This is a genomic window from Streptococcus oralis (assembly GCF_001983955.1).
Taxonomy (GTDB): domain Bacteria; phylum Bacillota; class Bacilli; order Lactobacillales; family Streptococcaceae; genus Streptococcus; species Streptococcus jiangnanensis.
In genome coordinates this window covers 130,773-154,431 of sequence record NZ_CP019562.1, presented here as the reverse complement: position 1 = coordinate 154,431, position 23,659 = coordinate 130,773, and the positions used below count along the sequence as shown (strand labels likewise).

At 41.8% G+C, this 23,659-nt stretch carries 24 protein-coding genes and 2 pseudogenes; 5 read left to right on the top strand and 21 right to left on the bottom strand.

Annotated elements, in window-relative coordinates; all coding sequences use genetic code 11:
* Positions 1-68 precede the first annotated feature (68 nt).
* Positions 69-638, top strand: a complete 570-nt coding sequence (locus BWR56_RS00765) for an MptD family putative ECF transporter S component (RefSeq protein WP_076984265.1) — start codon at positions 69-71, stop codon at positions 636-638.
* Between the two features lie 174 nt (positions 639-812).
* On the opposite strand, the gene dltD is transcribed toward BWR56_RS00765, so the two are convergent.
* From dltD to BWR56_RS00705, 12 genes and pseudogenes are all read right to left on the bottom strand, one after another.
* Entirely contained in the window at positions 813-1,985 is a 1,173-nt protein-coding gene (gene dltD, locus BWR56_RS00760) for a D-alanyl-lipoteichoic acid biosynthesis protein DltD (RefSeq protein WP_076984264.1), read from the bottom strand.
* A 47-nt stretch (positions 1,986-2,032) separates the two neighbouring features.
* The gene (dltB, locus tag BWR56_RS00755) at positions 2,033-3,187 is read right to left on the bottom strand and encodes a D-alanyl-lipoteichoic acid biosynthesis protein DltB (RefSeq protein ID WP_049504643.1); all 1,155 of its coding nucleotides are present in this window, start codon (positions 3,185-3,187) and stop codon (positions 2,033-2,035) included.
* Between the two features lie 158 nt (positions 3,188-3,345).
* A complete protein-coding gene (locus tag BWR56_RS00750) occupies positions 3,346-4,038 on the bottom strand; it encodes a methionine ABC transporter permease (RefSeq protein WP_000444640.1) in 693 nt (230 codons plus the stop codon).
* A gap of 1 nt (position 4,039) precedes the next feature.
* On the bottom strand, positions 4,040-5,101 hold the full coding sequence (locus BWR56_RS00745; RefSeq protein WP_049504642.1) for a methionine ABC transporter ATP-binding protein: 1,062 nt from the start codon (positions 5,099-5,101) through the stop codon (positions 4,040-4,042).
* The gene (locus BWR56_RS00740) at positions 5,094-6,467 is read right to left on the bottom strand and encodes a M20 family metallopeptidase (RefSeq protein ID WP_049504641.1); all 1,374 of its coding nucleotides are present in this window, start codon (positions 6,465-6,467) and stop codon (positions 5,094-5,096) included. The genes BWR56_RS00745 and BWR56_RS00740 overlap by 8 nt, the downstream gene beginning before the upstream one ends.
* A gap of 118 nt (positions 6,468-6,585) precedes the next feature.
* The gene (locus tag BWR56_RS00735) at positions 6,586-7,440 is read right to left on the bottom strand and encodes a MetQ/NlpA family ABC transporter substrate-binding protein (protein ID WP_000694533.1); all 855 of its coding nucleotides are present in this window, start codon (positions 7,438-7,440) and stop codon (positions 6,586-6,588) included.
* Between the two features lie 154 nt (positions 7,441-7,594).
* A complete protein-coding gene (locus BWR56_RS00730) occupies positions 7,595-8,437 on the bottom strand; it encodes an amino acid ABC transporter substrate-binding protein (RefSeq protein WP_000724967.1) in 843 nt (280 codons plus the stop codon).
* 102 nt (positions 8,438-8,539) lie between these two features.
* Positions 8,540-8,863: an AzlD domain-containing protein gene (locus BWR56_RS00725; protein WP_076984263.1), complete on the bottom strand. Its 324-nt coding sequence runs from the start codon at positions 8,861-8,863 to the stop codon at positions 8,540-8,542.
* Positions 8,853-9,548, bottom strand: coding sequence for an AzlC family ABC transporter permease (locus tag BWR56_RS00720; protein ID WP_000659752.1), 696 nt, complete (start codon positions 9,546-9,548; stop codon positions 8,853-8,855). Before BWR56_RS00720 ends, BWR56_RS00725 begins: the two co-directional genes overlap by 11 nt.
* A 137-nt stretch (positions 9,549-9,685) precedes the next feature.
* Entirely contained in the window at positions 9,686-10,294 is a 609-nt protein-coding gene (locus tag BWR56_RS00715; protein ID WP_076984262.1) for a hypothetical protein, read from the bottom strand.
* Positions 10,295-10,493: 199 nt separating this feature from the next.
* Positions 10,494-10,721 (bottom strand): annotated as a pseudogene (locus BWR56_RS00710) (CPBP family intramembrane glutamic endopeptidase); the annotation flags it as partial.
* Between the two features lie 46 nt (positions 10,722-10,767).
* Positions 10,768-10,893, bottom strand: a pseudogene (locus BWR56_RS00705) (MutR family transcriptional regulator); the annotation flags it as partial.
* 168 nt (positions 10,894-11,061) lie between these two features.
* Between BWR56_RS00705 and BWR56_RS00700 the strand changes: the two are divergent.
* Both BWR56_RS00700 and BWR56_RS00695 read left to right on the top strand, forming a co-directional pair.
* The gene (locus BWR56_RS00700; RefSeq protein ID WP_076984259.1) at positions 11,062-11,364 is read left to right on the top strand and encodes a hypothetical protein; all 303 of its coding nucleotides are present in this window, start codon (positions 11,062-11,064) and stop codon (positions 11,362-11,364) included.
* A gap of 70 nt (positions 11,365-11,434) precedes the next feature.
* Positions 11,435-13,645: a hypothetical protein gene (locus BWR56_RS00695; RefSeq protein ID WP_231110161.1), complete on the top strand. Its 2,211-nt coding sequence runs from the start codon at positions 11,435-11,437 to the stop codon at positions 13,643-13,645.
* 134 nt (positions 13,646-13,779) lie between these two features.
* Here the strand turns inward: BWR56_RS00695 and tsaD are convergent, their stop codons facing one another.
* The 5 genes from tsaD to BWR56_RS00665 all read right to left on the bottom strand — a co-directional run bounded on the left by tsaD (position 13,780) and on the right by BWR56_RS00665 (position 17,209).
* Positions 13,780-14,790, bottom strand: a complete 1,011-nt coding sequence (gene tsaD, locus BWR56_RS00690; RefSeq protein ID WP_049504632.1) for a tRNA (adenosine(37)-N6)-threonylcarbamoyltransferase complex transferase subunit TsaD — start codon at positions 14,788-14,790, stop codon at positions 13,780-13,782.
* The gene (gene rimI, locus BWR56_RS00685; RefSeq protein WP_049504631.1) at positions 14,780-15,217 is read right to left on the bottom strand and encodes a ribosomal protein S18-alanine N-acetyltransferase; all 438 of its coding nucleotides are present in this window, start codon (positions 15,215-15,217) and stop codon (positions 14,780-14,782) included. Before rimI ends, tsaD begins: the two co-directional genes overlap by 11 nt.
* Positions 15,214-15,897, bottom strand: coding sequence for a tRNA (adenosine(37)-N6)-threonylcarbamoyltransferase complex dimerization subunit type 1 TsaB (gene tsaB / locus BWR56_RS00680; protein WP_049504628.1), 684 nt, complete (start codon positions 15,895-15,897; stop codon positions 15,214-15,216). Before tsaB ends, rimI begins: the two co-directional genes overlap by 4 nt.
* A gap of 334 nt (positions 15,898-16,231) precedes the next feature.
* Positions 16,232-16,447 carry a hypothetical protein gene (locus BWR56_RS00670; protein ID WP_000492028.1) on the bottom strand — a complete coding sequence of 72 codons (216 nt, stop codon included), beginning with the start codon at positions 16,445-16,447 and terminating at the stop codon, positions 16,232-16,234.
* A 552-nt stretch (positions 16,448-16,999) separates the two neighbouring features.
* Positions 17,000-17,209, bottom strand: coding sequence for a hypothetical protein (locus BWR56_RS00665; protein ID WP_000407020.1), 210 nt, complete (start codon positions 17,207-17,209; stop codon positions 17,000-17,002).
* Positions 17,210-17,446: 237 nt separating this feature from the next.
* On the opposite strand from BWR56_RS00665, the gene BWR56_RS00660 reads away from it, so the two are divergent.
* Positions 17,447-17,680, top strand: coding sequence for a DNA-dependent RNA polymerase subunit epsilon (locus BWR56_RS00660; RefSeq protein ID WP_000639581.1), 234 nt, complete (start codon positions 17,447-17,449; stop codon positions 17,678-17,680).
* Position 17,681: 1 nt separating this feature from the next.
* Positions 17,682-19,364, top strand: coding sequence for a ribonuclease J1 (gene rnjA, locus BWR56_RS00655; RefSeq protein ID WP_000331969.1), 1,683 nt, complete (start codon positions 17,682-17,684; stop codon positions 19,362-19,364).
* Positions 19,365-19,400: 36 nt separating this feature from the next.
* Here the strand turns inward: rnjA and mnmG are convergent, their stop codons facing one another.
* The 4 genes from mnmG to mnmA all read right to left on the bottom strand — a co-directional run bounded on the left by mnmG (position 19,401) and on the right by mnmA (position 23,502).
* Positions 19,401-21,314 carry a tRNA uridine-5-carboxymethylaminomethyl(34) synthesis enzyme MnmG gene (gene mnmG, locus BWR56_RS00650; RefSeq protein WP_076984257.1) on the bottom strand — a complete coding sequence of 638 codons (1,914 nt, stop codon included), beginning with the start codon at positions 21,312-21,314 and terminating at the stop codon, positions 19,401-19,403.
* Positions 21,315-21,322: 8 nt separating this feature from the next.
* Positions 21,323-21,778, bottom strand: a complete 456-nt coding sequence (locus BWR56_RS00645) for an NUDIX hydrolase (protein WP_196769365.1) — start codon at positions 21,776-21,778, stop codon at positions 21,323-21,325.
* Positions 21,779-21,927: 149 nt separating this feature from the next.
* The gene (locus BWR56_RS00640; RefSeq protein ID WP_076984255.1) at positions 21,928-22,359 is read right to left on the bottom strand and encodes an SseB family protein; all 432 of its coding nucleotides are present in this window, start codon (positions 22,357-22,359) and stop codon (positions 21,928-21,930) included.
* Positions 22,360-22,380: 21 nt separating this feature from the next.
* Positions 22,381-23,502, bottom strand: coding sequence for a tRNA 2-thiouridine(34) synthase MnmA (mnmA, locus tag BWR56_RS00635; protein ID WP_076984254.1), 1,122 nt, complete (start codon positions 23,500-23,502; stop codon positions 22,381-22,383).
* Between the last annotated feature and the right edge of the window lie 157 nt (positions 23,503-23,659).

Here is a 23,659-nt window from a genome sequence, read left to right as displayed (position 1 = left end):
ACTCCCATTTACAATCCTCAAAAAGCGTGATACAATTGGTTTTGTTAATTCGCATCAAGGAGATTCTCATGAAGAAAAATATCTTAACCACCCTCTTAGCTGTCGTCCTTTATTTCCTCTGTCTAGGGATTGGAGTCTTCCTAGGACACCTGGTCGACCAAACAGGCAATATGTTCTACGCACCTGCCTTTTCTGCCCTTGTCGGTGGCAGTGTCTATATGCTTCTTTTGGCGAAGGTCCCTCGTTTTGGTGCTATCACCACTCTAGGATTTTTTATGGCACTTTTCTTCCTAGCTAGCAAACACGGCGCTGGAGCCTTTCTACCAGCTATCGCCTGCGGTCTTGCAGCAGATGCCATCGCTCGTCTCGGAAACTACAAAGACCGAATCAAAAACACCCTCTCCTTCCTCGTCTTTGCTTTTAGCACAAGTGGTCCTATCTTCCTCATGTGGATCCGTCCCAAAGCTTACGTGGCTACCTTACTTGCGCGTGGGAAATCCCAAGAATACATTGACCGTATCATGGTCGCTCCAGAGTTGGACAAAATCCTTCTCTTTGTTTCAAGCATCCTCCTAGGTGCCTTGATTGGGGCTGTGGTTGGGCAATTTCTAAGTCAAAAAATAGCTGATAAACTATAAGGTAAAAGCCCTGAAGACTAGCAATGCATAGTTCCAGGGCCTTTTTGTATATAGTCTTAAAATTCACTATAGATAAATTCTTGAATATTCGAAAAATCGGTCACAAAACAATAAATCACGATGCTCAAGATAACCGTATAGAAAAATAGTGTCCACAAGATTAAACGATGTGTGTTAGTTAGCTTGGTTTGCAAATTTGTAAAGTTCTTTTTCAACTTCCATCCATCCTTTCACTCCAACGTGCATCACGTCAAATAAAAAGTAATCATCATACTCTCTGTTTCCATAGTTTAATACGGTTGCACCATGGCTTTTTGCAACATCTTCTATTTTTTTATAAGTTTTTTCTCGCATCTCTCTTGAGACTCCTGTGTAGTCGTTCCATTTCCCGTTTACTGGGAAAATAATAACCTCAACTTCAATTCCCAATTCTTTGGCAACTGTCAAGAAAAGTTCCATATCAGAATACTCTGGTGATTCTAGATAGCTCAAATCTTTATTAGAATCTTTCAGCGATGCATAGCGATCTTTTAAGTAAGTATTGTAGTAGTTATTATCAACAGCATAGTCATTATTGTCTGTTTTCTTTTTGACCTCTTCCACAAACTGATCCGTCATCTTCTGCCAATCATAGTCTGGGGTTTTGTCTCCTAGCGAAGGATAATCTGATTTGGCATGTTTTTGATAAAAAGTCTGTTTGAGCTTAAAGGAATACATCGCGTTCTCAAACTCTAATATTTTTTTATCAACAATGGTTCCTTTTCCATCTATGAAATAACTTTTGTATTTTTTGTAGATGTCATTTTGTTGCTTGTTCCCCTTGGTAATCTCGATAATGCGATTGATTAGTTTTTCTTTCGTTTCTTTACTAATCTTGTCATTATCTAGCATGTGGAAAATATGTTCCTGAGAAGCCTTGTTCAAAAAGGCATCTTGATGGGTCCCATCTTTTTCAAACCACTGAACAGACTCTACTATAGCTACTTTTCGCTTACTCATAGATCCTTCAATAGAAGCTAAAGTAGAGGCCTGAATGATGTTTTGAGAATAACTAGTCCCAATCTGCATGATATTAAAATCGTTGTAGTTAAAAATTTTATTTGGATGATAGTCTTCATTTATCGTTGCAACCAACTCTGAGGAACCCATTAGAACCAGTGTATTGGGGGTGATATTGCTTGTTAGAATATCTCTACTTTTATACTTTTCATATGAAGTGCTGTAACGAATACTGTTATCCTTGACTTTATAATAATCATCAATCTTCTTGACATACGTCACATTTAAAAGGGCAAGCGTCGCAATTACGAGCACAAGCGATAGTAAAAATGCTTTTAATTTAATCATCTCGTTTTATCCTATCCCTTCGATCTGTCCGATTTCTTCTCAATCTCTTATCTCTTTAAAGTCGTCAGTAAGATTTTATAGGGTTCACCTGAAAAGATAAAGAAACCAATCATAACCAAATTCATGGTCACAAACCAACTTAGTAGCTTATACCAGTTTTTGTTTTTATTTTTCTTATAAAAATTGCTTTTCTTTTGATACACTTCAAATCCAGCCATCAAGACACCATGGTAAAAACCATAGACAATGTAACTAACACTAAGACCATGCCAAAAACCCATGACCAACATATTGACCATATAGGCATAGGTTGCATTGTGTAGTCTATTTTTAAACCATTTTTTCCTGATAACCTGCATCAATACTCTTGAAAATACAAAATCTCTCAACCAGGTCGACAAGGTGATATGCCATCTGGTCCAGAAATCTTTGATATCAACACTCAAGAAAGGTTTGTTAAAGTTCATCGGTGTCTGAATACCTAGAATGTTACTACTTCCAACGGCCATTAGACTGTAGCCGGCAAAGTCAAAGAACAGATACAAGGTATAGAGGTACATATACTTGATTGAATAAACGACTATGTCCGTATTATTTAGAGCGAGTAACATCTGGTAAACATAGGTTGATAAAACAATCTTGTAAAGGAGGCCTAGAACGATACGATACACACCGTCCCCTGCTAATTCTAGATACTCTTTTCGTGGCATGACCTCGTTCATCTCTTTTAAAAATCTCCTACTCCGATCAATTGGACCAGCACTAACTGTTGGGAAAAAGAGCAAAAACTGTAGATAATCTTTTGCACTGATTTTTTCTTTGATTAAGCCATCCGATATCTCTAGCATGATCTGAATGGTCTTAAAGGACATGTAAGAAATTCCAATAAAGGCCAACAAATGCAGAGAAGTCAGGGCAAAGACTTTATTGATTACCAAAGGAAGAATGGAAAGGAAAACCAGTGATTTCAGCCACTTTGCCTCTATCCGCTGTGCTAGAAAAACCAGAAAATACTGGTAAACAATAAAGACGAGCAAATAGACAATCATCGCTCGACTCTTACCATAGATAGCTCCTGCAAATAAGAGGGAGAGCGCCAAAATATAGTAGTCCTTACGTTTTTCAAAAAAGTTTACCACAAAACCAATCAGTAAAACTACAAATAAGAGAAGGAAAAACTCATTCCCCTCAAAATAATTCATACCAGCCAAACTCCTTTACATTATCATCCCTTCTACAGCAAAGTTTCTGATTTGCTAATTGGGGACCTTTGTTTATTATAGCATATTTCTAAAAAGAAGCTTTATCCTTCTTGCAGTTCGGTGAGAAAACAAAAAGGAGTCCCGTTGAACTCCTTCCATTATTTATGACTTAGTTTCTTGGTCAAGAAATCTCCCAAGAACTGGATTGTAAAGATAATCAAAATGATAATAATGGTTGCCAAGATAGTCACATCGTGATTGTAACGGTTGAATCCATAGGCAATGGCTACGTTACCAATACCACCAGCACCAACTGCTCCCGCCATGGCTGTTTCCCCAACAAGGGAAATCAAGGTCACTGTCGTCACACGAATCAAATCTGGAAGACCTTCTGATAGGTAAACACCCACGATATCCCAGAAGGTCGCTCCGCTCGCTTGAGCTGCCTCAATGACACCGCCATCCAGCTCAGCCAAGACAACCTGCACCTGACGGGCAAAGAAGGCAAAGACCGCAAAAGAAAGGGGGACAAGGGCTGCATTTGGCCCGATACTAGTCTTAACGATCAAGTGAGAAAGTGGCGACATGATTGCCAAGAGGATGATAAATGGTACCGCGCGGAAAATAGAGGTAATCTTGTCTAAAATCCAGAAGATAACCTTATTTTCCAAGACACCGCCTGGCGCTGTCAAGACGAGGAAAAGACCTGCTACCAACCCCAAGAACCCTCCGATGATGAAAGAAAGAACTGTCATATAAAGAGTTAGGTAGATGGCTGTTCCCCAGCCTGCCTGACCAGCCCAGCCCATCTTATAGACATTTGGTAGATAAGTTTGAATCAATGATTCCATCTTACTGTCCTCCCTTCAATACTTTTAGCTGGACGCCAGCCTGACGGATGGCATCTTGAGCACCTACTAGCGCTGCTTTTTCCCCTGACAAGACCACAACCAATTCTCCAACGGGAGTGCCATCGAGAATTTCGATATTTCCATAGAGGATATTGGCCGTTACTTGGTAATGTTTGTACAATTCATTTAAAAGTGGTTCGTCTGTCGAAGCCCCCGCATACTTGAGCTGCACTAAAATACTGTTCTCAGACAAGTGCTCTACGATTTCTTGCTTCTCAATCTTGACCATGGCTTCATCAATACCTGTGGCAGTTGAGATAAAGTCCTGTGTCAAAGGTTGTTTAGGGTCTGAGAAGATTTCAAGGACACTGCCTTCTTCAATCAAACGACCATCCTGCATAACTGCCACACGATTAGCAATGTCTTTGACAATCTGCATTTCATGCGTAATCAAAACAACCGTCAAACCTAATTTTTGGTTCAAATCTTGCAACAAGGCCAAAATCTGCTTGGTTGTCTTAGGATCAAGGGCAGACGTTGACTCATCTGAAATCAAGATTTTCGGATCATTTGCCAAGGCACGTGCAATGGCTACACGCTGTTTTTGCCCTCCAGATAGTTGTGAAGGGTAGTTTTCAGCACGATCTGCCAAGCCAACCAAGTTCAACAACTTAGCTACCTTAGCTTTCTTTTCTTCCTTGCTGAGTCCAGAATGTTTAAGGGCAAAGGCCACATTCTCCTCGGCCGTTTTCTGGCTCATCAGATTAAAGTGTTGGAAAATCATCCCGATATCTTGACGTTTCCGACGTAACTGCTCCGCCGTCAAAGTGACCTTACCATCAAAAATCACATCGTCGTCAATGGTAATTTTCCCTGCAGATGGTTTTTGCAAGAGGTTAATCACCCGTACAAGGGTTGATTTCCCTGCTCCAGAATATCCAACGATTCCGTAGATATCCCCTTCTTGGATGTGAATGGTCACATCCTTGACCGCTGTGATGGTTCTCTTCTTTTGGTGAAAAGTCACATCAATCTGATCTAACTTGATAATATCTCTACTCATAGCTTCTAATCAGCTCCTCTACTAATTCAATATGGGTGTAGTAATCGGCGATTCGCACGTTTTCATCTCCACCATGGTCTCGGCTATTGGCATTTCCTAGACCGAAGGCCACCATTGGTACCTCTAGGGCATCAAAGACCGTATGCATAGGCCCTGTCCCCGCTGTGGTCGGCAAGACTGAAACGCCCTGTGGATAGAATTTCTTGGCCAACTCGATCACATTGAGAATGGCTGGTGCGCTCATATCGCTTCGATAGCTCATCTCTCCCAAGGTATAGTATAATTCTACCTTATCAAAGCCATTTTTGTCTAGCTGTTTCCGAATTTTTTCCAGAACATCATGCGGTTCTAGGCCAGGAACCAAACGAACTTCTAACTTGGCACTGGCTTCTGCTGGCAAAATCGTTTTAACCCCTTGCCCTTGATAACCTGACTGAATCCCTTCGATATTAAGGGCTGGCTCGAAAAAGAAACGTTTTAGAAAGGCTACACGATCCTCTTGTAAGAGAGGCAATTCCAAACCATAAATGCGACTGATTTCCTCAGGATTGCGTTGGGCGTAGGCATCTACCAAGGCTAGTTCTCGTTCATTTGGCTCTTGAACATCCTCATACAAGCCTTCTACCAAGATACGTCCATCAGCAGCTCGCAGGCTACTTAAGGCCTGGATAAGGTACCACGACGCCGACTCCACAACACCACCATAACTCGAGTGGATATCCACATCAGCACTTTTTACCTTGGCATCAAAGGTCACAATTCCCTTGTTTCCACCAGAAATTTCTAACTGCTCCAAGGCATTTTTGGTCCCTTGTTCCCAAACTAACAAATCTGCCCCACGGAGTTTGTCTGCGTGTTTCTCTAAATACTTATCTAGATCCATGGAAGCAGACTCCTCTGCCCCTTCCATGATAAAGCTGATATTGACAGGCAGATCATCATGGTGCTGCATGTACTTTCTCAGAGCACTCAAACGAGCCGTGATGTGGCCCTTGTCATCGTCAACCCCACGTCCATACATAAAGCCATTTCGCACAGAAAGGGTAAAAGGAGCCTCTGTCCACACCTGGTCGCCATCCGCTGGCACGGTGTCATAGTGATTATAGAAGATCAAGGTCTTGGCATCCGGACGCGAACTCTTGAAATGCGCCATGACAAAGGGAGCCGTATAAGTCTCATCAATCTCCACTTCAGCCCCCACACGCTTGAAAATCTCACCCAGATAGTTTGCGACTTCCTTGAGTCCAACCTGCTGGGCAAAGACTGATTTCTTGGAAATCAAGGTGCGCAAGACTTCAAAATAATGTTGGGCCACATGATCCTTTTCAAATTTTTCAATCTGCTCTTGTTCGCTAGGAAAAACCATTTTCTCTCTCTTTCTACTACGTACTTGTGTCCTCAGAACAACCACAAGCGCCTCTTTAAAATCAACTCTCTATACAAAAGCAAGAGGTGGAAACTCTCTCCCACCTCCCTGTGTCTTATTACCAAACTGGTTGGTCCAAACCGTCTGATGTTTCTTCGATAACTTTTTTCACTTCATCAGTGTGGTAAGCTGCGATAATTTTCTTGATGGCATCAGCCTTAGGTGATGATTCCCAATCTTTTTTCGCAACAATGATGTTGTACCATTGTTTTGAGTTTTCATCAGCTTGTTCTTTGAAGAGTGCTTTCTTGTAGTCCAATTTTGCTTCTGTAACGAAGGTATTGTTTACAACGGCAGCATCAACTGATGACAATGAACGAGCTGTTTGGCTAGCGTCCAATTCAGTAATCTTCAAGTTCTTTGGATTTTCTGTGATGTTAGCAACTGTTGCAAGTGCAGTTCCAGAAACATCCAATTTGATCAAACCAGCTGATTGAAGCAAGTAAAGCGCACGGCTTTCGTTTGTTGCATCGTTTGGTACGGCGATTTCACCGTTATCTGGGATTTCTTCCACTTTAGTGTACTTGTTTTCTTCCCCATTTTTACCTGAGTAAAGGCGGATTGGTGAGATATATGTATCTGCAATCGCTACAAGGTCTTTCCCGTTTTCTTTGTTCCAGTTGTTCAAGAAGTTGTAGTGTTGGAAGGCGTTCAAGTCTACCTCGCCATCAGCAGTTGCCTTGTTTGGTTGTGAATAGTCTGTGAACTCTGTGAATTCCAATTTAATTCCATCTTTTTCAACCAATTCTTGGATTTTATCCCAACGTGCTTCTTCAGAACCGCTACGGTTAACTGTTGCAATTTTGACAACTGTTTCGTTGTCTGCTTTCTTTTCTGAATTTCCGCAAGCTGCAAGAGTCAAACCTGCGACTGTAGCAAGAGCTGCTACACCGAGCCATTTTTTAATTTTCATGATTCTATCTCCTTTAAAAATAATACCGTAATAGTATCTCATACTTTATTTGATTTAGCAAATTGTTATTAGATAGGCAGACATATAGTTTGAAACTATATACCTAAAAATTGAGAAATCATCCGCCTTTCTCAGACTGGATGATTTCATACGACTATTTGATATCAGCTTCTGCTGGGAGGTAAGTGTCCCCGAAGAACTGTTTAGACAATTTTTCAAGAGTTCCGTCTTTGTAGAGTTCTTGGATACGTTTGTCTACAAATGATTTCAACTCATCTTGACCTTTAGCAAGAAGTGGGTAAACGTAAGGTTGTTGGTCGCTTGGAAGTTCAATGACTTTCAAGTTGTCCAAACCTTGGTTCTTGATAACTGTTTCAACACCGATTTTATCAAAAATCTTGTAGTCAAACTGACCATCGCTCAAACGAGACATGATTTGTTGGAAGTCCGCTTTAGTGTAGTTAAGAACAGTTGGATTATCTGCGTGTTGTTTGTTATAATCTTCTAGCTGTTTAGCTGATGTTGTACCTTGAACAACCTCAGTAGACTTGCCTCCGATATCATCAAGTGATTTGATGCTGTCGTCGTCTTTCTTCACTACAAGAACGTTAGGGTTTTTAGCAGTTGGAGCTGCATAAAGGTACTTTTCAGCACGTTCTTTGGTATAGCTGATATTGTTCACAGCCATTTGATAACGGTCGCTATCAAGACCTGCAAAGACACCTGACCACTCTGTCTTTTCAAACTTGACATCGTATTTGTCAGAGTCTTTAAAGATAGCACGGACTACTTCAATCTCATAACCAGTCAACTCGCCATTTTCTTCGTAGTTAAATGGTTTTGGTGAAGCATTGGTTGCAACGATAATTTCTTTCTTACCAGATGCTGCTTCGCTAGTTGCAGTATCTTTCTTATCTCCGCCTGAGCAAGCTGCTAGTACACCTGCGGCAACAAGTCCTAGAGCAGCAAGAGATGAATATTTGACGATTTTTTTCATGTCATTTCCTCCAAAATAGAATACTTTACTATCTTAACAGAAAATATTTTTTTTCGCCATTATATGATACTTATCTCGGTGATAGGTTTTTTTTATGGCTGACTAAAAGACCAGACGCAAGACTGCAATCAAGACTACCCCAAAAAGAACTGTCCCCACTAGATTGCGGTAGCGAAAGGCTACCCAAGCCGTTGGAAAGACTGCTAAAAAGTCCAGCCATTTGATCTGAGGAAGGCTCCCAACCTTGCCAGTCACTACGCTTGAAAGGATCAAGGCAAAAATAATGGAAACAGGCAAGAACTTCAAAAACCGCTCAACGATAGCAGGCAAGCCCTTATACTTGATCAAGATGAAGGGAATCATGCGGGGAATCCAAGTCACTAGGCCTGAAAAGATAACAGCTAACAAAAGATACTTACTGACCATCTAAGACCACCCCCATAGTACAACCTAGCAAGGTCGCAAACAGAACAGCTAGCGACTGAGACACCACTGTCAAGAGCAAAAAGAAGGACACCGCAACAACGGCTAGGATCAGCAGCAGATTCCGTACAGGAACCCGTCTTTGCATAATCTGAAATTGCGAAGTAAAAATCCCGATAAACATCCCAACAAGGGCAAAGTCCAAGCCAAAGACTTCAGGATTTGGAAGAAGCCCACCTAAAGCTGTCCCCGCAACTGTCCCAATAAACCAGGCTACATAACTATTGAGATTGTTCCCGTGCATCCACATAGGATGGACCTTGTCTGTATGGGCTAATTCTCCCATCAAAACCCCGTAGGTCTCATCTGTCAGGAGACTGGACATGCCAATATTTTGCCAGAGACTAGTATGACGGAAATAGGTCGATGCATGCAAGCTCAGCAAAAAGAGTCGCAAGTTGATCAAAAAGACCGTCATAGCAATAGCTGCCACAGGCGCTTGTACCGCAATCAGTGCCAACATGGCAAACTGGGCGCTCCCAGCATAAACAAAGAGGCTCATCAAGCCCATCTCAACAGGTGTCACATAGGGCGCTCCAATAATCCCACAAGCCAGTCCAATGCTGACATAGCCAAGGGCAGTCGGCATGGCCGCCTGTACACCTTCCCAAAATCCTTTTTCTTTCATCCTTCTCCTCATATTCTCTCCAATTGCGACTGTTTGTCATCACAGCCACAGCACGGACTATTATAACATATTCAAAGAAGAGAAAAAAGTTTCGGATTCGAAACCTATTGCCAGCAAAAAGTGCTGAAGAGGAAGCATCATGGATACATAAGAAATTGATCCACTCGGATAGTATACTTATCGGTTTCTGTGTCTGTAGCATATTTATTTTCTGTTGGATAGACATCAACCCAGAGCTCCCACTGTTGTCCCTTCAACTTGACCTTGTAGCGATAACCGTCATCATAGAGACCTACTGTATCAGTTGTCATGGACTGGTAATCTGGGAGTTCTTCAAGTTCTTTTTTTACAGTCTGGGATAAGTTATTGATCAATGCTTCCTGCTCAGCTTTTGAGGTAACGGGAAAATAAGCCGCTACTGTTTCCAAGTGATGCGATTTTGAAAATGTAAAGGTCGCTCGGCCTGGATAGCCTTTCAAAGTAATCTGCTCATAGTGATAGAAAAGGCGGCCTGTTTTATAGAAATACGGGTCTTCTGCACGCCAAGTATCACGATAGGCCATTTCCTCTTCTTCCTCCACCTCGCTAGCCTTTCCCAATACTTCTTCAACAGATTTAGGAGACATACCGAACGAAAGGGATTCAAACAAGACCAGTTGTGCCTTTTTGATATTCTGGCAAGCTGATAAAAGCATGAGTAAAGCTCCAAGAGAAAGCAAACTACTGACTATTTTTTTAAACTTCATATTTCTACTATACAAGAAAAGACTCAGACTGACAAACTTTGAATTTTCCGATTACATTTTGAGATTTGTTCTCTAAATTTTGAGGAAACAAAGGATTGATCAAAAACTAGTAACAGACAGTCGAAATAAAAAAGACTGAAAAATGAACTGCACCCCAAAAGTTAGACAGAAAAAATCTAACTTTTGGGGTGCAGTTCAAACCTCTAAATTTTCGACTGTTAATTTTCTGCCATTTCCCTGACCAAATCATAACAATAAAAGCAAGCAGAACTACAAGAAAATGCAACATCATATCTGACAAATAATAAGCAAAGTCAGATAGACCAGTAGCAAGGTCGCTATGTAAAAGCAAACGAATGAAGAACTGATCAGCAATGACAAGTAAAATGGCTATAATAAGGTAGTAGCGTGAGACTATCTTTTTCATTCTATTTTCTCCTATACTATGAAATAAAGAAAGTATAACACGAAAACTGCTCTAACTCAAACTTGGATAGCTGAGATGCTGTCAGTCCATCACAAGCTACATCTGACTGCTTGAGTTTTCTAGCCAATCGCAATTCCTTGTAAAATTCTCCCAATGCCATCTTTTCAATCATGACCAAACTCCTGTCCAAAACCCTCTTTACTATTCCATTCGTAAATACTTTTCTTTTTTAATATATTATAAAATATTGGAACTATATACCAGTTTACACTAGACACAAGATATAGTGCTTACGAGAATATCAAAAAGGCAACTTACAAACGGAAATCGTCTTTTAATAATGTCTAAATTCTTCGCAGGATTTCAAAATTTTGATATAATAGAAGTAACAAAAATAAAGGAAATTAAGTATTATGAACGCAATCACAGCTCACAGCTCACAGCTCACAGCTCACAGCTCACAGCTCACAGCTCACAGCTCACAGCTCACAGCTCACAGCTCACAGCTCACGCTGATTATGTAATCGGACGTGTTTTTTGTCAAGCATTAAAACAGGCATTTTCACATTTTTGTGAGAAGGCTTTTTATGTTGAGTTTTCTGAGTTATCTTTAGAGAGAAATGGAGAGCTACAATATGCCTAACCATTTCTCAAACGAAGTTGATGGACAACTAAAGTTTTATCAAGATTATCTACCTCTTGTTGATAATACTTTGAAAACAGATGATATTTTAACAGACTATACAGATGGTATTGTAAATGGAAATCTGATTGAATTTAAAGTTGTTATCAATGATATTAACTCTGTTCTATTCCAAGCCATCAAATATCTATCTGCTCGGAGAATCAAAGGGAAAGAAATCCCTAAAAACATTCTGCTTGTATCGCTAACGAATGAAAAAATCTACGTTTTTGATAGTCAGGAATATTTAACACATATCGAAAAAGTATATTTTGGTGGTGCAAGTGTTAAAACAGCTGGTTTTTCTTCTGATGCTCCTCTTGAGGTTTTAGAATACGGTCAAAGCCAACTAGATGAAAGTCGTCTCATTACTTTACTACGTTCAAAGCAATACACAAAAATTAACATTGACGAAAACTGTATTGTTGGTTGGGCGGAACGTTTTTATAGTGAAAACAAAGGAGCTAAAAAGTCTGATTTTATCGGTGACCAAACTGGTAAAGTTAAAATTATTGGTGAAATTCGGAAACCTGAGAAACTAAAAGAATTTATCAATCCCTATATCGGTGAAACTAATGCACAATTTCACTATTTGATGGATAAACTCAATGATACTTTACAAAAGAAAAACTTAGGAGCTTTCTACACTCCTGAATCTTATGTTGAAAAGTCATTGGAGCTAGTCCGACAAGCTATTAAGCGTGTTCCAGAAGGAAATGATTATATTATTTTGGATAGATGTGCTGGGACTGGAAACCTCGAGAAATTGATGAGCGACGAGGAACTAAGTCACTGCGTCCTTTCTACTATTGAATACTATGAATATAAAGTTCTTGTTGAGTTGCTAGGTGACAAGGTTCGCCACATTATCCCACCAACTGAGAAAGAAGATACGTTTAATATGGGACTAGTCCGAGGAGCTGACGCTCTTAGCAAGGAATACATTAACAATGAAATTATTGAACGCTATATCAACGACCCAAAAGTGACAATTATCATGTACGAGAATCCCCCTTATGCAGAGACTACTTCTATTGAACACCAAAAAGCTGGGACTAGTAAGAAATCATCTGCTTGGAAAAAGAGCTTTTTAGTGACGGAGATGAAAAAAGAGGTTAAAGGACAGGCGACAAACGAACTCGGAAATATCTTTATCTGGTCTGCTTTCAAATATTATTTACGCCAACCAACAGATTCTTATATTGTCTATAGTCCTGTAAAGTATTGGAAAGCTCAGCATCTCATCAATCAAAAATTTTTAGGTGGTTTTGCTTTTAATCGCAAACACTTTCACACTAATATTCATGCGATGATTATGTGTGCTCTTTGGAGTAAAGAAGAAGTTGCACTAGAGTCACTAAAATTAGAAGCCTATGATATTGATAAGGATGGAAATTTACTTCCTGAAAATAATATCATTATTAAAAGGATACATAGCACGTATAGCCAAAAGTACTTTGATAAAAGAAAGTTCATAAATGATGAAAATAATGGACTTTATCTAGGATTAAATGGTAAAGAGTATGAAGGTAAAACTAAGAGTGTTATTCCTTTATTTAATTCAAACATTCTGGGCTATATGGCAGTATATAGTTCTGGATTTGATAACCCAGATTTACACGCTACCTTAATAATGGCAGGTAGATATGATGGACATGGCTTTTTCCTTCGCTCTGACAACTTCCTAGAGAAACTCCCAATGTTTGCCGCCAGTCGCTACATTACTTATAATCGTCACTGGACACAGCGTGCTAATATTATGAAATCTGCCGATGGCGCTGAACGTTTTAATAAAGCTGTATCAAGTAACAAGATTGAACAAGACTTATTGAAAATTCTGCTCTTCACAACACTTGAAACGCAAAATCACATGAGAAGTTTATATGGTTCTGATGGACGATTCTACCGAAATGAGTTGTCATTGGATAACACTAATGGAGATACACTAGCAACAGTTAACTTAGCAAAATTGAAACAAGGTTCTAAAGAAACTGATTTATTTGAACAATGGGAAAAAGTCCTAACAGAAGCTAAGAAAACGAAAAATTATAATTCTAAATTAACGTATTCAGTTTATCAGATTATTGATGAGCTTAACACATCTGAAAAAGATGAAAATGATAAAACAATCTATAACTATCCCGAATTAAACGGACACTTGAATACATTGAAAACAATGGTAAAAGAGTATTATAATTCTGAAATTGTGCCATTCCTATTTGAGTATGAATTTTTGAAATAAGCATGAAAAAGACGATTTCCTCTTGGAAGTCGCCTTTTTGATATTCTTGTAAGCACTATATATTGTGTCTAGTGTAAACTGATATATAGTTACCTAAAATATTTTAGCAAAAAAGCCAGCTTCAAGCTGACTCTTTATTCCATGGTATCAAAGGCAAGGCTTGGTTTGGCATTGAGGTCCAAACCTGCGAAGTTTTCTTTGTTCCACTCGCTGACACTGGCATAGGCAATCATACCTGCATTGTCTCCACAGAGACGCAGGGGTGGAATGATGACTTTGACATCTGTGATTTCGTCTGCCAAGCGTTCTCTGAGGCCTTTATTGGCTGCCACGCCACCTGCGACAACAAGGGTTTTAACAGGGTATTTATCTAGGGCTTTCTTGGTTTTTGCCATGAGAATGTCCATAACTGCTGCTTGGAAGGAAGCACACAAATCCTCTGTAGACAAGCTTTCTCCCTTTTGCTCGGCATTGTGGTGAAGATTGATAAAGGCAGACTTCAAACCTGAGAATGAAAACTCCAGATTATCTTCCTTGATCATGGCACGAGGGAAGTCATACACATCCTGTCCTTGATGGGCCAACTCGTCAATCTCACGACCTGCTGGATAAGTCAAGCTCATGACACGACCGATCTTGTCATAAGCCTCCCCAACTGCATCGTCTCGTGTCTCCCCAACAATCTTGTAATCCCCAGCCTCTGACACATAGACCAACTCGGTGTGTCCTCCGCTGACCAAGAGTGCCAACAAAGGAAACTCCAAAGGCTCCACACTCTGAGCTGCCATGAGGTGCCCAGCCATGTGATTAACAGGGATAAGCGGAAGGCCGTGAGCCCAAGCAAAGGCCTTGGCAGCTGACAAACCAACTAGTAGAGCTCCAACTAATCCTGGTCCATAGGTGACCGCCACAGCTGTCACGTCCTCTTCGGTAATTCCTGCTTCTGCCAGTGCTTCCTCGATACAGGGTGTAATAACCTCGACATGGTGACGGCTAGCCACTTCTGGCACTACGCCCCCAAAACGTTTGTGGCTCTCGATTTGACTAGCAATGACATTGGACAAGAGCTGGTCGTCATTTTTTAAGACAGCAACACTGGTCTCATCACAGGATGTTTCAAATGCTAAAATATATCTATCCTTCATCTACTTCTCTCTTCATGATAATGGCGTCCTCAACTGGGTCATGGTAATAGGCCTTTCTCTCAGCGATGACTGCCATCTTTTCTTTCTTGTAAAATGCTTGCGCTCGGTGATTAGATTTTCTGACTTCGAGGAAAATCTCCTTGTCCGTCGGCAACGTTGCAAACAAGGCTGACGCAATTCCCTGACCCTGATAGGCGTTCTTTACAGCGATTTGCAGGACTTCTGCTTCAAAGAGATTCTCCTGAACAGCTAGAAAGCCAATCACTTCTGCCACATCATAAGCCAGAGCATACCAAGTCTGATCTTGGGACAGGTCTGCTTGGATTTGTTTCAGCGTCCACGGGCTGACTGGGTAAACAGCTGCCATGACAGCATAGATGGGTTGAGCTAGTTCAGGCTGTTTTTGGATTCGTTTGATCTCTATCATAGGCGTTTAATGTAGGACTCGCCAGACTCGGTGTGGTTCTTGAGCCAGTTTTCCTCAGCTTCGACACGTTTGAGGTAATTTGGCACAAAGTCGTGCAAGGAGGCTGCTTCCTTATCCCAGGCCCAAAGAGCTAGATTAGCTGCATTTGGCAAGGTTTCTTGGTAGCTAGCTTGTGGCAGATGCTCTTGGATTTGTTCCACAAAGGCTCCAACTTCTCCAACAAAGGTTACCTGTTCAGCATCCTTGACCTGCTCTAGCACTTCCGCAAAAGACAAGTGTGCTTCTGGAAAAACAGCCTTGGCATTTTCATAAAATCCTGCATAGACATTGTTACGGCGTGCATCCATGATAGGAACCACCAAGCCTTCTTGCTGACTTGGCACCAGAGCCAAGAGGCTGGACATGCCAACCAACTCGATGTTCAAAGTATGAGCCAAGGTTTTGGCTGTCGCTACCGCAATTCTCAGACCTGTGTAGCTGCCCGGTCCCTCTGCCACCACGATGCGATCCAAATCCTTGGGTGTCAGGTCCAGACTCGACATCAAAAAATCAATGGCAGGCATAAGGGTGATACTGTGATTTTTCTTGATATTGATCATAGTCTCAGCAAGAACCTGCTTGTCCTCTAAAATGGCTAGAGAAAGAGCCTTGCTGGACGTATCAAAAGCTAATACTTTCATAACATATTCCTATCTTTTTGTCTGTTTACTATTATACTACAAAAGCTAGCGCATGGGAATTTTCTTTGTTTTGAAACAAAAGAGGCCTGCCACTTAGACAAGCAATTCTACACAAAAAATTTAAAAAAGTTATATCTTTTTTGAATAGAAAAGTGAACAAGGAAATTGAAAGGTTCTTTGTAAAAAATTTGGATCATGCATTTATGTTTCAACTCGATTTTCGATGTGAGAAATCATCGTCATAACAATAAAGATAGCACCTAAAAATAGAAAAAGTCCATCCCATCTATCAAGACGAGGTGGATTTTCTGTATATTTAGATGAATAATTGACTTTAGGCATTTAAACCAAAGTAGAAAACGAACCAGACAACATAGGTGACCAGGAGAAGAAAAATTGAATAGAGCGTCACAAAAGCAAGCTTCCAAAGGAACTTTGTTTTGCGGTGTTCCAGATGCACAAACAGGGCATTCCCCCCATAGACACAAGCTACAAAGACTACAAACATCAAGAGGCGAACTCCTACTGCAAATTCAAACAAACTAAACATTCTTAATCCTCCTTCTGGTATTCCTTTTTTATTTAAACTGTTGACAATGTTGGTCTATCAATGTTAAAATGTAATTCAACATTGGTAGGAAAATCAGGTTGAGTCGTTGACTCTTCGGGTTGCAGTGCTATCCCTGAAACTTTGGTTTCTAAAGAACTGAAATTGCGATTGAACAATTCGCCCCCAGTGTTAGATGGCTCTTGACTTCGGTCAGGAGCTTTTTGATGCTTTTAAAGTTGATTCCCTCAGTAAGTTATAGTAAAATATAAATATTGAGAGGATAACGTAGGGCGACTGGTAACAGAGCGTTCAAAGGTACCAACTTCTGGTACGGGTGTGGGACTGCCCTCAGCTTTGAACTGTAAAGACCCCTGACTACCATTGGTCCTCTCTTTTTGCTTACTCTTAAATTAAGTGCTTGTCTTTACCTTTTAGTAAGCGCTCCACTCCATGCTATGTCTACATCGTTATACTTATAGATTGACTTCTTAGCCTCATAGATGATAGAATTAAGTAAAGGCTGAGATCGAGTTTGATTTGGTGACAAGTCATTCAAAGGTTGCGATGCATTCGCTTCAGGTAGAGGTGCTGCCATCTGGACTGCTCCAGGAAAATCCCCGAGTTTTGTCTCAGCCTTTTTATTTGCTCTTGAGATTTCTCAAGAGCTTTTTCTTTTTTCAAAGATATCATTCTGCCCCAACCATCTACACCAACGATTAATGAAACTAGAACTGTATTCTTCCTCAAACCTACTATCTCCATAGATTCCCCCTTTAATTATAACACCTAAGCGCTCTCCGACCAAATCCTACCTGTCTTTTTGCTTCCTCTTTCCCTCCCGACTTTCTCCATTTCCGTCTTTTACTAATTTTTCATTTTGTGGTATAATTGAAATAATTGTAACGAATCAAGGTCAATCTAGACACAAAATGGAATGAAATTAAGCAAATCTCTGCTAAAAGTTTGGAATAAGCTGACCTGTAAATAGAAAGGAACTATATGATTTACAAAGTTTTTTATCAAGAAACAAAAGAACGTAGCCCACGTCGTGAAACAACACGCTCACTTTACCTAGACATCGATGCCAACTCAGAACTTGAGGGCCGTATCGCTGCTCGCCAACTTGTCGAAGAAAACCGCCCAGAGTACAACATCGAATTTATCGAACTCTTGTCTGACAAATTGCTAGATTACGAAAAAGAAACTGGCGCTTTCGAGATTACGGAGTTCTAATATGGCCTACACTCTTAAACCTGAAGAAGTCGGCGTTTTTGCCATCGGTGGTCTGGGAGAAATCGGGAAAAACACTTACGGAATTGAATACCAAGACGAAATTATCATCGTCGATGCTGGGATTAAATTCCCGGAAGATGACTTGCTGGGTATCGACTATGTCATTCCTGATTACTCTTACATCGTGGACAATATCGACCGCGTCAAGGCTGTTTTGATTACCCACGGACACGAGGACCACATTGGTGGGATTCCCTTCCTGCTCAAGCAAGCAAATGTCCCTATCTACGCTGGACCGCTTGCCTTAGCTTTGATCCGTGGAAAACTCGAAGAACACGGCCTCTTGCGCAACGCCAAACTTTACGAAATCAATCACAACACTGAGTTGACCTTTAAAAATCTCAAGGCAACTTTCTTTAGAACGACTCACTCTATTCCAGAGCCTTTGGGGATTGTTATTCATACTCCTCAAGGAAAAATCGTTTGTACGGGTGACTTCAAGTTCGACTTCACTCCAGTTGGAGAACCGGCGGACTTGCACCGGATGGCAGCCCTTGGTGAAGAAGGCGTACTCTGTCTCCTGTCTGACTCGACAAACGCAGAAGTGCCAACCTTTACCAACTCTGAAAAAGTCGTTGGCCAATCCATCATGAAGATTATCCAAGGCATTGAAGGACGCATCATCTTTGCATCCTTTGCCTCAAATATCTTCCGTCTCCAGCAAGCAACGGATGCCGCTGTTAAGACTGGACGCAAGATTGCAGTCTTTGGACGTTCGATGGAAAAAGCCATTGTCAACGGTATCGAGCTTGGCTACATCAAAGCTCCTAAGGGAACCTTTATCGAGCCAAATGAAATCAAAGACTATCCTGCAGGCGAGGTTCTGATCCTCTGTACAGGTAGTCAAGGTGAGCCGATGGCAGCCCTCTCTCGTATCGCTAACGGAACCCACCGTCAGGTGCAACTCCAACCCGGCGATACTGTTATCTTCTCTTCTAGCCCAATCCCTGGAAACACCACTAGCGTCAACAAGCTGATTAACATCATTTCTGAAGCTGGTGTCGAAGTCATCCACGGAAAGATTAACAATATCCACACCTCTGGACACGGTGGTCAGCAAGAGCAAAAACTCATGCTCCGTTTGATCAAGCCCAAATACTTCATGCCTGTCCATGGTGAATACCGCATGCAGAAAGTCCATGCTGGACTAGCGGTGGATACGGGTGTCGAGAAGGACAATATCTTTATCATGAGTAATGGTGATGTGCTTGCTCTTACTGCTAACTCAGCCCGTATCGCAGGTCACTTCAATGCCCAAGACATCTATGTTGATGGAAATCGTATCGGTGAAATCGGCGCGGCTGTCCTCAAAGACCGCAGAGATTTATCTGAAGACGGTGTCGTTCTAGCAGTCGCAACTGTTGACTTCAAGTCTAAAATGATCTTGTCTGGTCCTGACATCCTTAGCCGAGGCTTTGTCTACATGAGAGAGTCTGGCGACTTGATTCGCCAAAGCCAGCGCATCCTCTTCAATGCAATTCGTATCGCATTAAAAAACAAGGATGCTAGTATCCAATCTGTCAATGGTGCTATTGTCAACGCCATTCGTCCTTTCCTCTATGAAAATACAGAACGTGAACCGATTATCATCCCGATGATCCTCACACCAGATGAAGAAGAATAAATCAACAAAACAGCCCCGTCTTCGGAGCTGTTTTTTCTATGCTTTCTTTTCTAAATTTTTTGAAATGCTTCGATTTTTACCTTCCAGATACACCATCAGAATGGAGATATCTGCTGGATTTACCCCAGAGATACGGCTGGCTTGGCCAATGGTTTCTGGATTGATCAGTTTGAACTTCTGACGGGCTTCAGTTGCAATAGAATCAATATCATCCCAGTCAATATTGGCTGGAATACGTTTTTCTTCCATGCGTTTCATCTTAGCAACCTGATCCATGGCTTTTGAAATATAACCTTCGTACTTGATTTCTGTTTCAATCAATTCGATAATCTTGTCATCCAAGTCCTCTGCTGCAGGTCCGATGAAAGCCACCACATCCTGGTAAGAAACTTCTGGTCGGCGAAGGAATTCCTTGGCTGTCACCGCATCAGTCAACGGCTTGAAGCCCATTTCCTCAACCTTAGCATTGGTTTCTTTGACTGGCTTGAGTTTGATACTGTCTAGGCGCTTCATCTCATTGTCAAATTGATTTTTCTTGATTTCAAAGCGGGCCCAACGTTCATCGTCCACAAGTCCAATCTCGCGCCCCATCTCTGTCAAACGCATATCGGCATTGTCATGGCGAAGGATGAGACGGTATTCAGCACGGCTAGTCAAGAGACGATAGGGTTCAATAGTTCCCTTGGTCACCAAGTCATCAATCATGACCCCAATATAACCGTCACTGCGCTTCAAAATCAATTCAGGCTTGCCTTGGATTTTTAGAGCCGCATTGATACCTGCGATAATCCCTTGACCAGCAGCTTCTTCGTAACCTGACGTTCCATTTGTCTGACCAGCAGTAAAGAGTCCTGAGATTTTCTTGGTTTCCAGAGTCGCACGTAACTGATGCGGCAAGACCATGTCATACTCAATGGCATAACCTGTTCGCATCATCTCAGCATTTTCTAAACCTTTGATGGAATGAACCAGCTCGCGTTGTACATCCTCAGGCAGACTGGTTGAAAGCCCTTGAACATAAACTTCCTCTGTATTGCGCCCTTCTGGCTCAAGGAAAAGTTGGTGGCGTTCCTTGTCCGCAAAGCGCACAATCTTGTCCTCAATTGACGGACAGTAACGAGGTCCCACTCCCTTGACCACACCTGTAAACATAGGCGCACGATGGAGGTTATTTTGGATAATTTCATGACTGGTACCATTGGTATAGGTCAACCAGCATGGCACTTGATCCTTGACATAGTCCTCATCACGTGAAGTATATGAGAAGTGATTTGGTGCTTCATCTCCTGGCTGAATCTCTGTCACATCGTAGTTGATAGAGGAAGCCTTGACACGTGGAGGGGTTCCTGTCTTGAAACGACCGATTTCGAGGCCCAATTCCTTGAGATTATCAGCTAGGTTAATAGAAGCAAGACTGTGATTAGGACCTGATGAGTACTTGAGGTCTCCGATGATGATTTCCCCACGGAGGGCTGTTCCTGTGGTTACAATAACCGCTTTTGCTCCATACTCTTGATGGGTCGCTGTACGCACACCGACAACCTTGCCATCTTCCACCAAAATTTCATCAATCATGGTTTGACGAAGCGTTAGATTTTCTTGATTTTCAACTGTCTTGCGCATTTCTTTAGAGTAAAGCTCCTTGTCAGCCTGCGCACGAAGAGCACGGACAGCAGGGCCTTTCCCTGTGTTGAGCATCTTCATCTGGATGTAAGTCTTGTCAATGGTTTTAGCCATCTCGCCACCAAGTGCATCGACTTCACGTACGACAATCCCCTTGGCAGAACCACCGATCGAAGGGTTACAAGGCATAAAAGCCAGCATTTCAATGTTGATGGTCGCAAGCAAGACCTTGCAGCCCATACGGCTAGCAGCTAGAGATGCCTCCACCCCAGCGTGCCCCGCACCGATTACAATAATATCGTATTCTTCCGTAAAATTATAAGTCATTTTCTCTCCTATTCCTCAAGATGAATGTGTCTTAGTTGGCCGTCCCAATCTGGTAGAGCTGTTTTCAAAAAGGCTGGAACTAGCTGGAACTCCTCAAGTTTATCCAAGTCAATCCACTCACAAGGCTGCATTTTTTCGTCTTCCTGCATGGTCAATGGAGCTTCTTCAAGCAAATCCACCAGGTAATGAAACTCAATGTTGTGATAGGAAACACCGTCTTGTTCAAAACGATTTTCAACCACGAAAGCTAGCTGCCCAGCTTGAGCTTTGACACCTAGTTCTTCCTTCACTTCACGGACTACCGCGTCTTCCGTGCTTTCATTGACTTGAATCGCACCGCCGATAGTGTAATATTTACCCTTGTCTTTAGTAACTAGGAGCTTGCCATTTTGGAGAATCAAGGCTACCGCCCGAACACCAAAGACCGTGTCTCCCACTGTTGTCCGAAAGTCTTGTTGAGTCATTTTTGTCCTTTCCCTTAAACGACACAAAAACAGTCAAAACTCCAAAGAAGTGCAGGACAAAAAAGCCTGCAACATCCATGAGCTTTGACCATCATTTCTATTGCTTTTATTATTGTAGCAAATTGAGAAAATTTGTCAATCTAAATGTACTATGATTGGCGAATCGCTTCAAAAGCTCCTTTGTCAATCTCGACTGGGTCAGAGAAGGCATCCAGAACAATCCCTCTCACCGGAAACTCCCCTATCTCTTCCGCAACAGATAAACAGTCCGTAAGAGGTAATTGCAACCAGGAAAAACGGTCATAATAGTCCTTAGGAATATCTTGTTCAGTTAAGAAACAAGGATAGAAGTAGTCGTCTCCCTTTCGCAGAATATCCGGTTTTAGTCGTACCCCTTCTTGTTCATCACTCTCATCTAGAAGATTCGGATTGAAGGGGACCCAGACTTTAGCTTGTTTCAATTCCTTGAACAAGGCTTCAATCGACTCTGTCGTTTTCTCTCTCAAATACTCTTTCTTATAGTCAGAGAGGCTCATTGTTTGCTCTTTTTTAGCCGTTTTTTTCTTAAAAAACTGAAACATTCTCTTTCCTCTTAGAAAATCTTAAATGTACTGACAAACCTGTCCATTGCGGTAGGCATTGTCAATCAAACCGCCACCTAGACACTCTTCGCCATCGTAAAAGACAACTGCCTGTCCTGGTGTAATCGCGCGCTGTGGTTCCGCAAAGATGACTTCTGCCTTGTCTCCTTTGACATGTACTGTCACCTTAGAATCAGGCTGACGGTAGCGGAATTTAGCTGTACATTCTAGCGTAAATTCCTCTGGCATCTCACGAGTAAAGTGAACTTGACTGGCCTCTAGGCTTGTTGACATGAGCGAGTCATGGTAGAAACCTTGGCCGACATAGAGGATATTCTTGCTCAGATCTTTTCCGACAACGAACCACGGTGCATTGTCACCGCCGTGTTGGCCTCCAATACCGAGACCGCCACGCTGACCAATCGTATAATACATCAGACCTGCATGCTCACCCATATCGCGACCATCCACAGTCATCATGCGACCAGGCTGAGCTGGCAGGTAATTGCTGAGAAAGTTTTTAAAGTTCTTTTCTCCGATAAAGCAAATCCCTGTCGAATCTTTCTTCTTGGCAGTTGCAAGTCCAGCTTCTTCTGCTAGTCTGCGAACTTCAGGCTTTTCCAAATGCCCCAGTGGGAACATAGTTTTTTGGAGTTGTTCTTGCGAAAGTTGACTGAGGAAATAGGTCTGGTCCTTCCCATTGTCCACGCCACGAAGCATGTGAACGATGCCATCCTCATCACGCGCCACTCGAGCATAATGCCCAGTCGCTACATAGTCTGCACCCAAGGTCATAGCATAGTCCAAAAAGGCCTTGAACTTGATTTCCTTGTTGCACATAACATCTGGATTTGGCGTGCGCCCTGCACGGTATTCCGCTAGGAAATACTCAAAAACGCGGTCCCAGTACTCTTTTTCAAAATTGACAGAGTAGTAAGGAATGCCGATCTGGTCTGCCACCGCAGCCACATCCTTATAATCTTCGGTCGCCGTACAGACGCCGTTTTCATCTGTGTCATCCCAGTTCTTCATGAAGATACCGATCACATCGTAACCCTGCTCTTTAAGCAAGAGAGCCGTCACCGACGAATCAACACCACCACTCATCCCCACAACAACACGTGTTTTAGAGTTATCACTCATGGTAAGTCTCCCATCTATTCGTTTATTCATACCCTCAAAATTCTATTTACTAAGACTTTCAATAGAATTTCTTCGAGTATAGTCTTTTCGTTTGCTTTTAGGAGTAAAATGGTCTGGGAGACCATTTTAGCCTATCATCTTAAAATGAAAATATGAT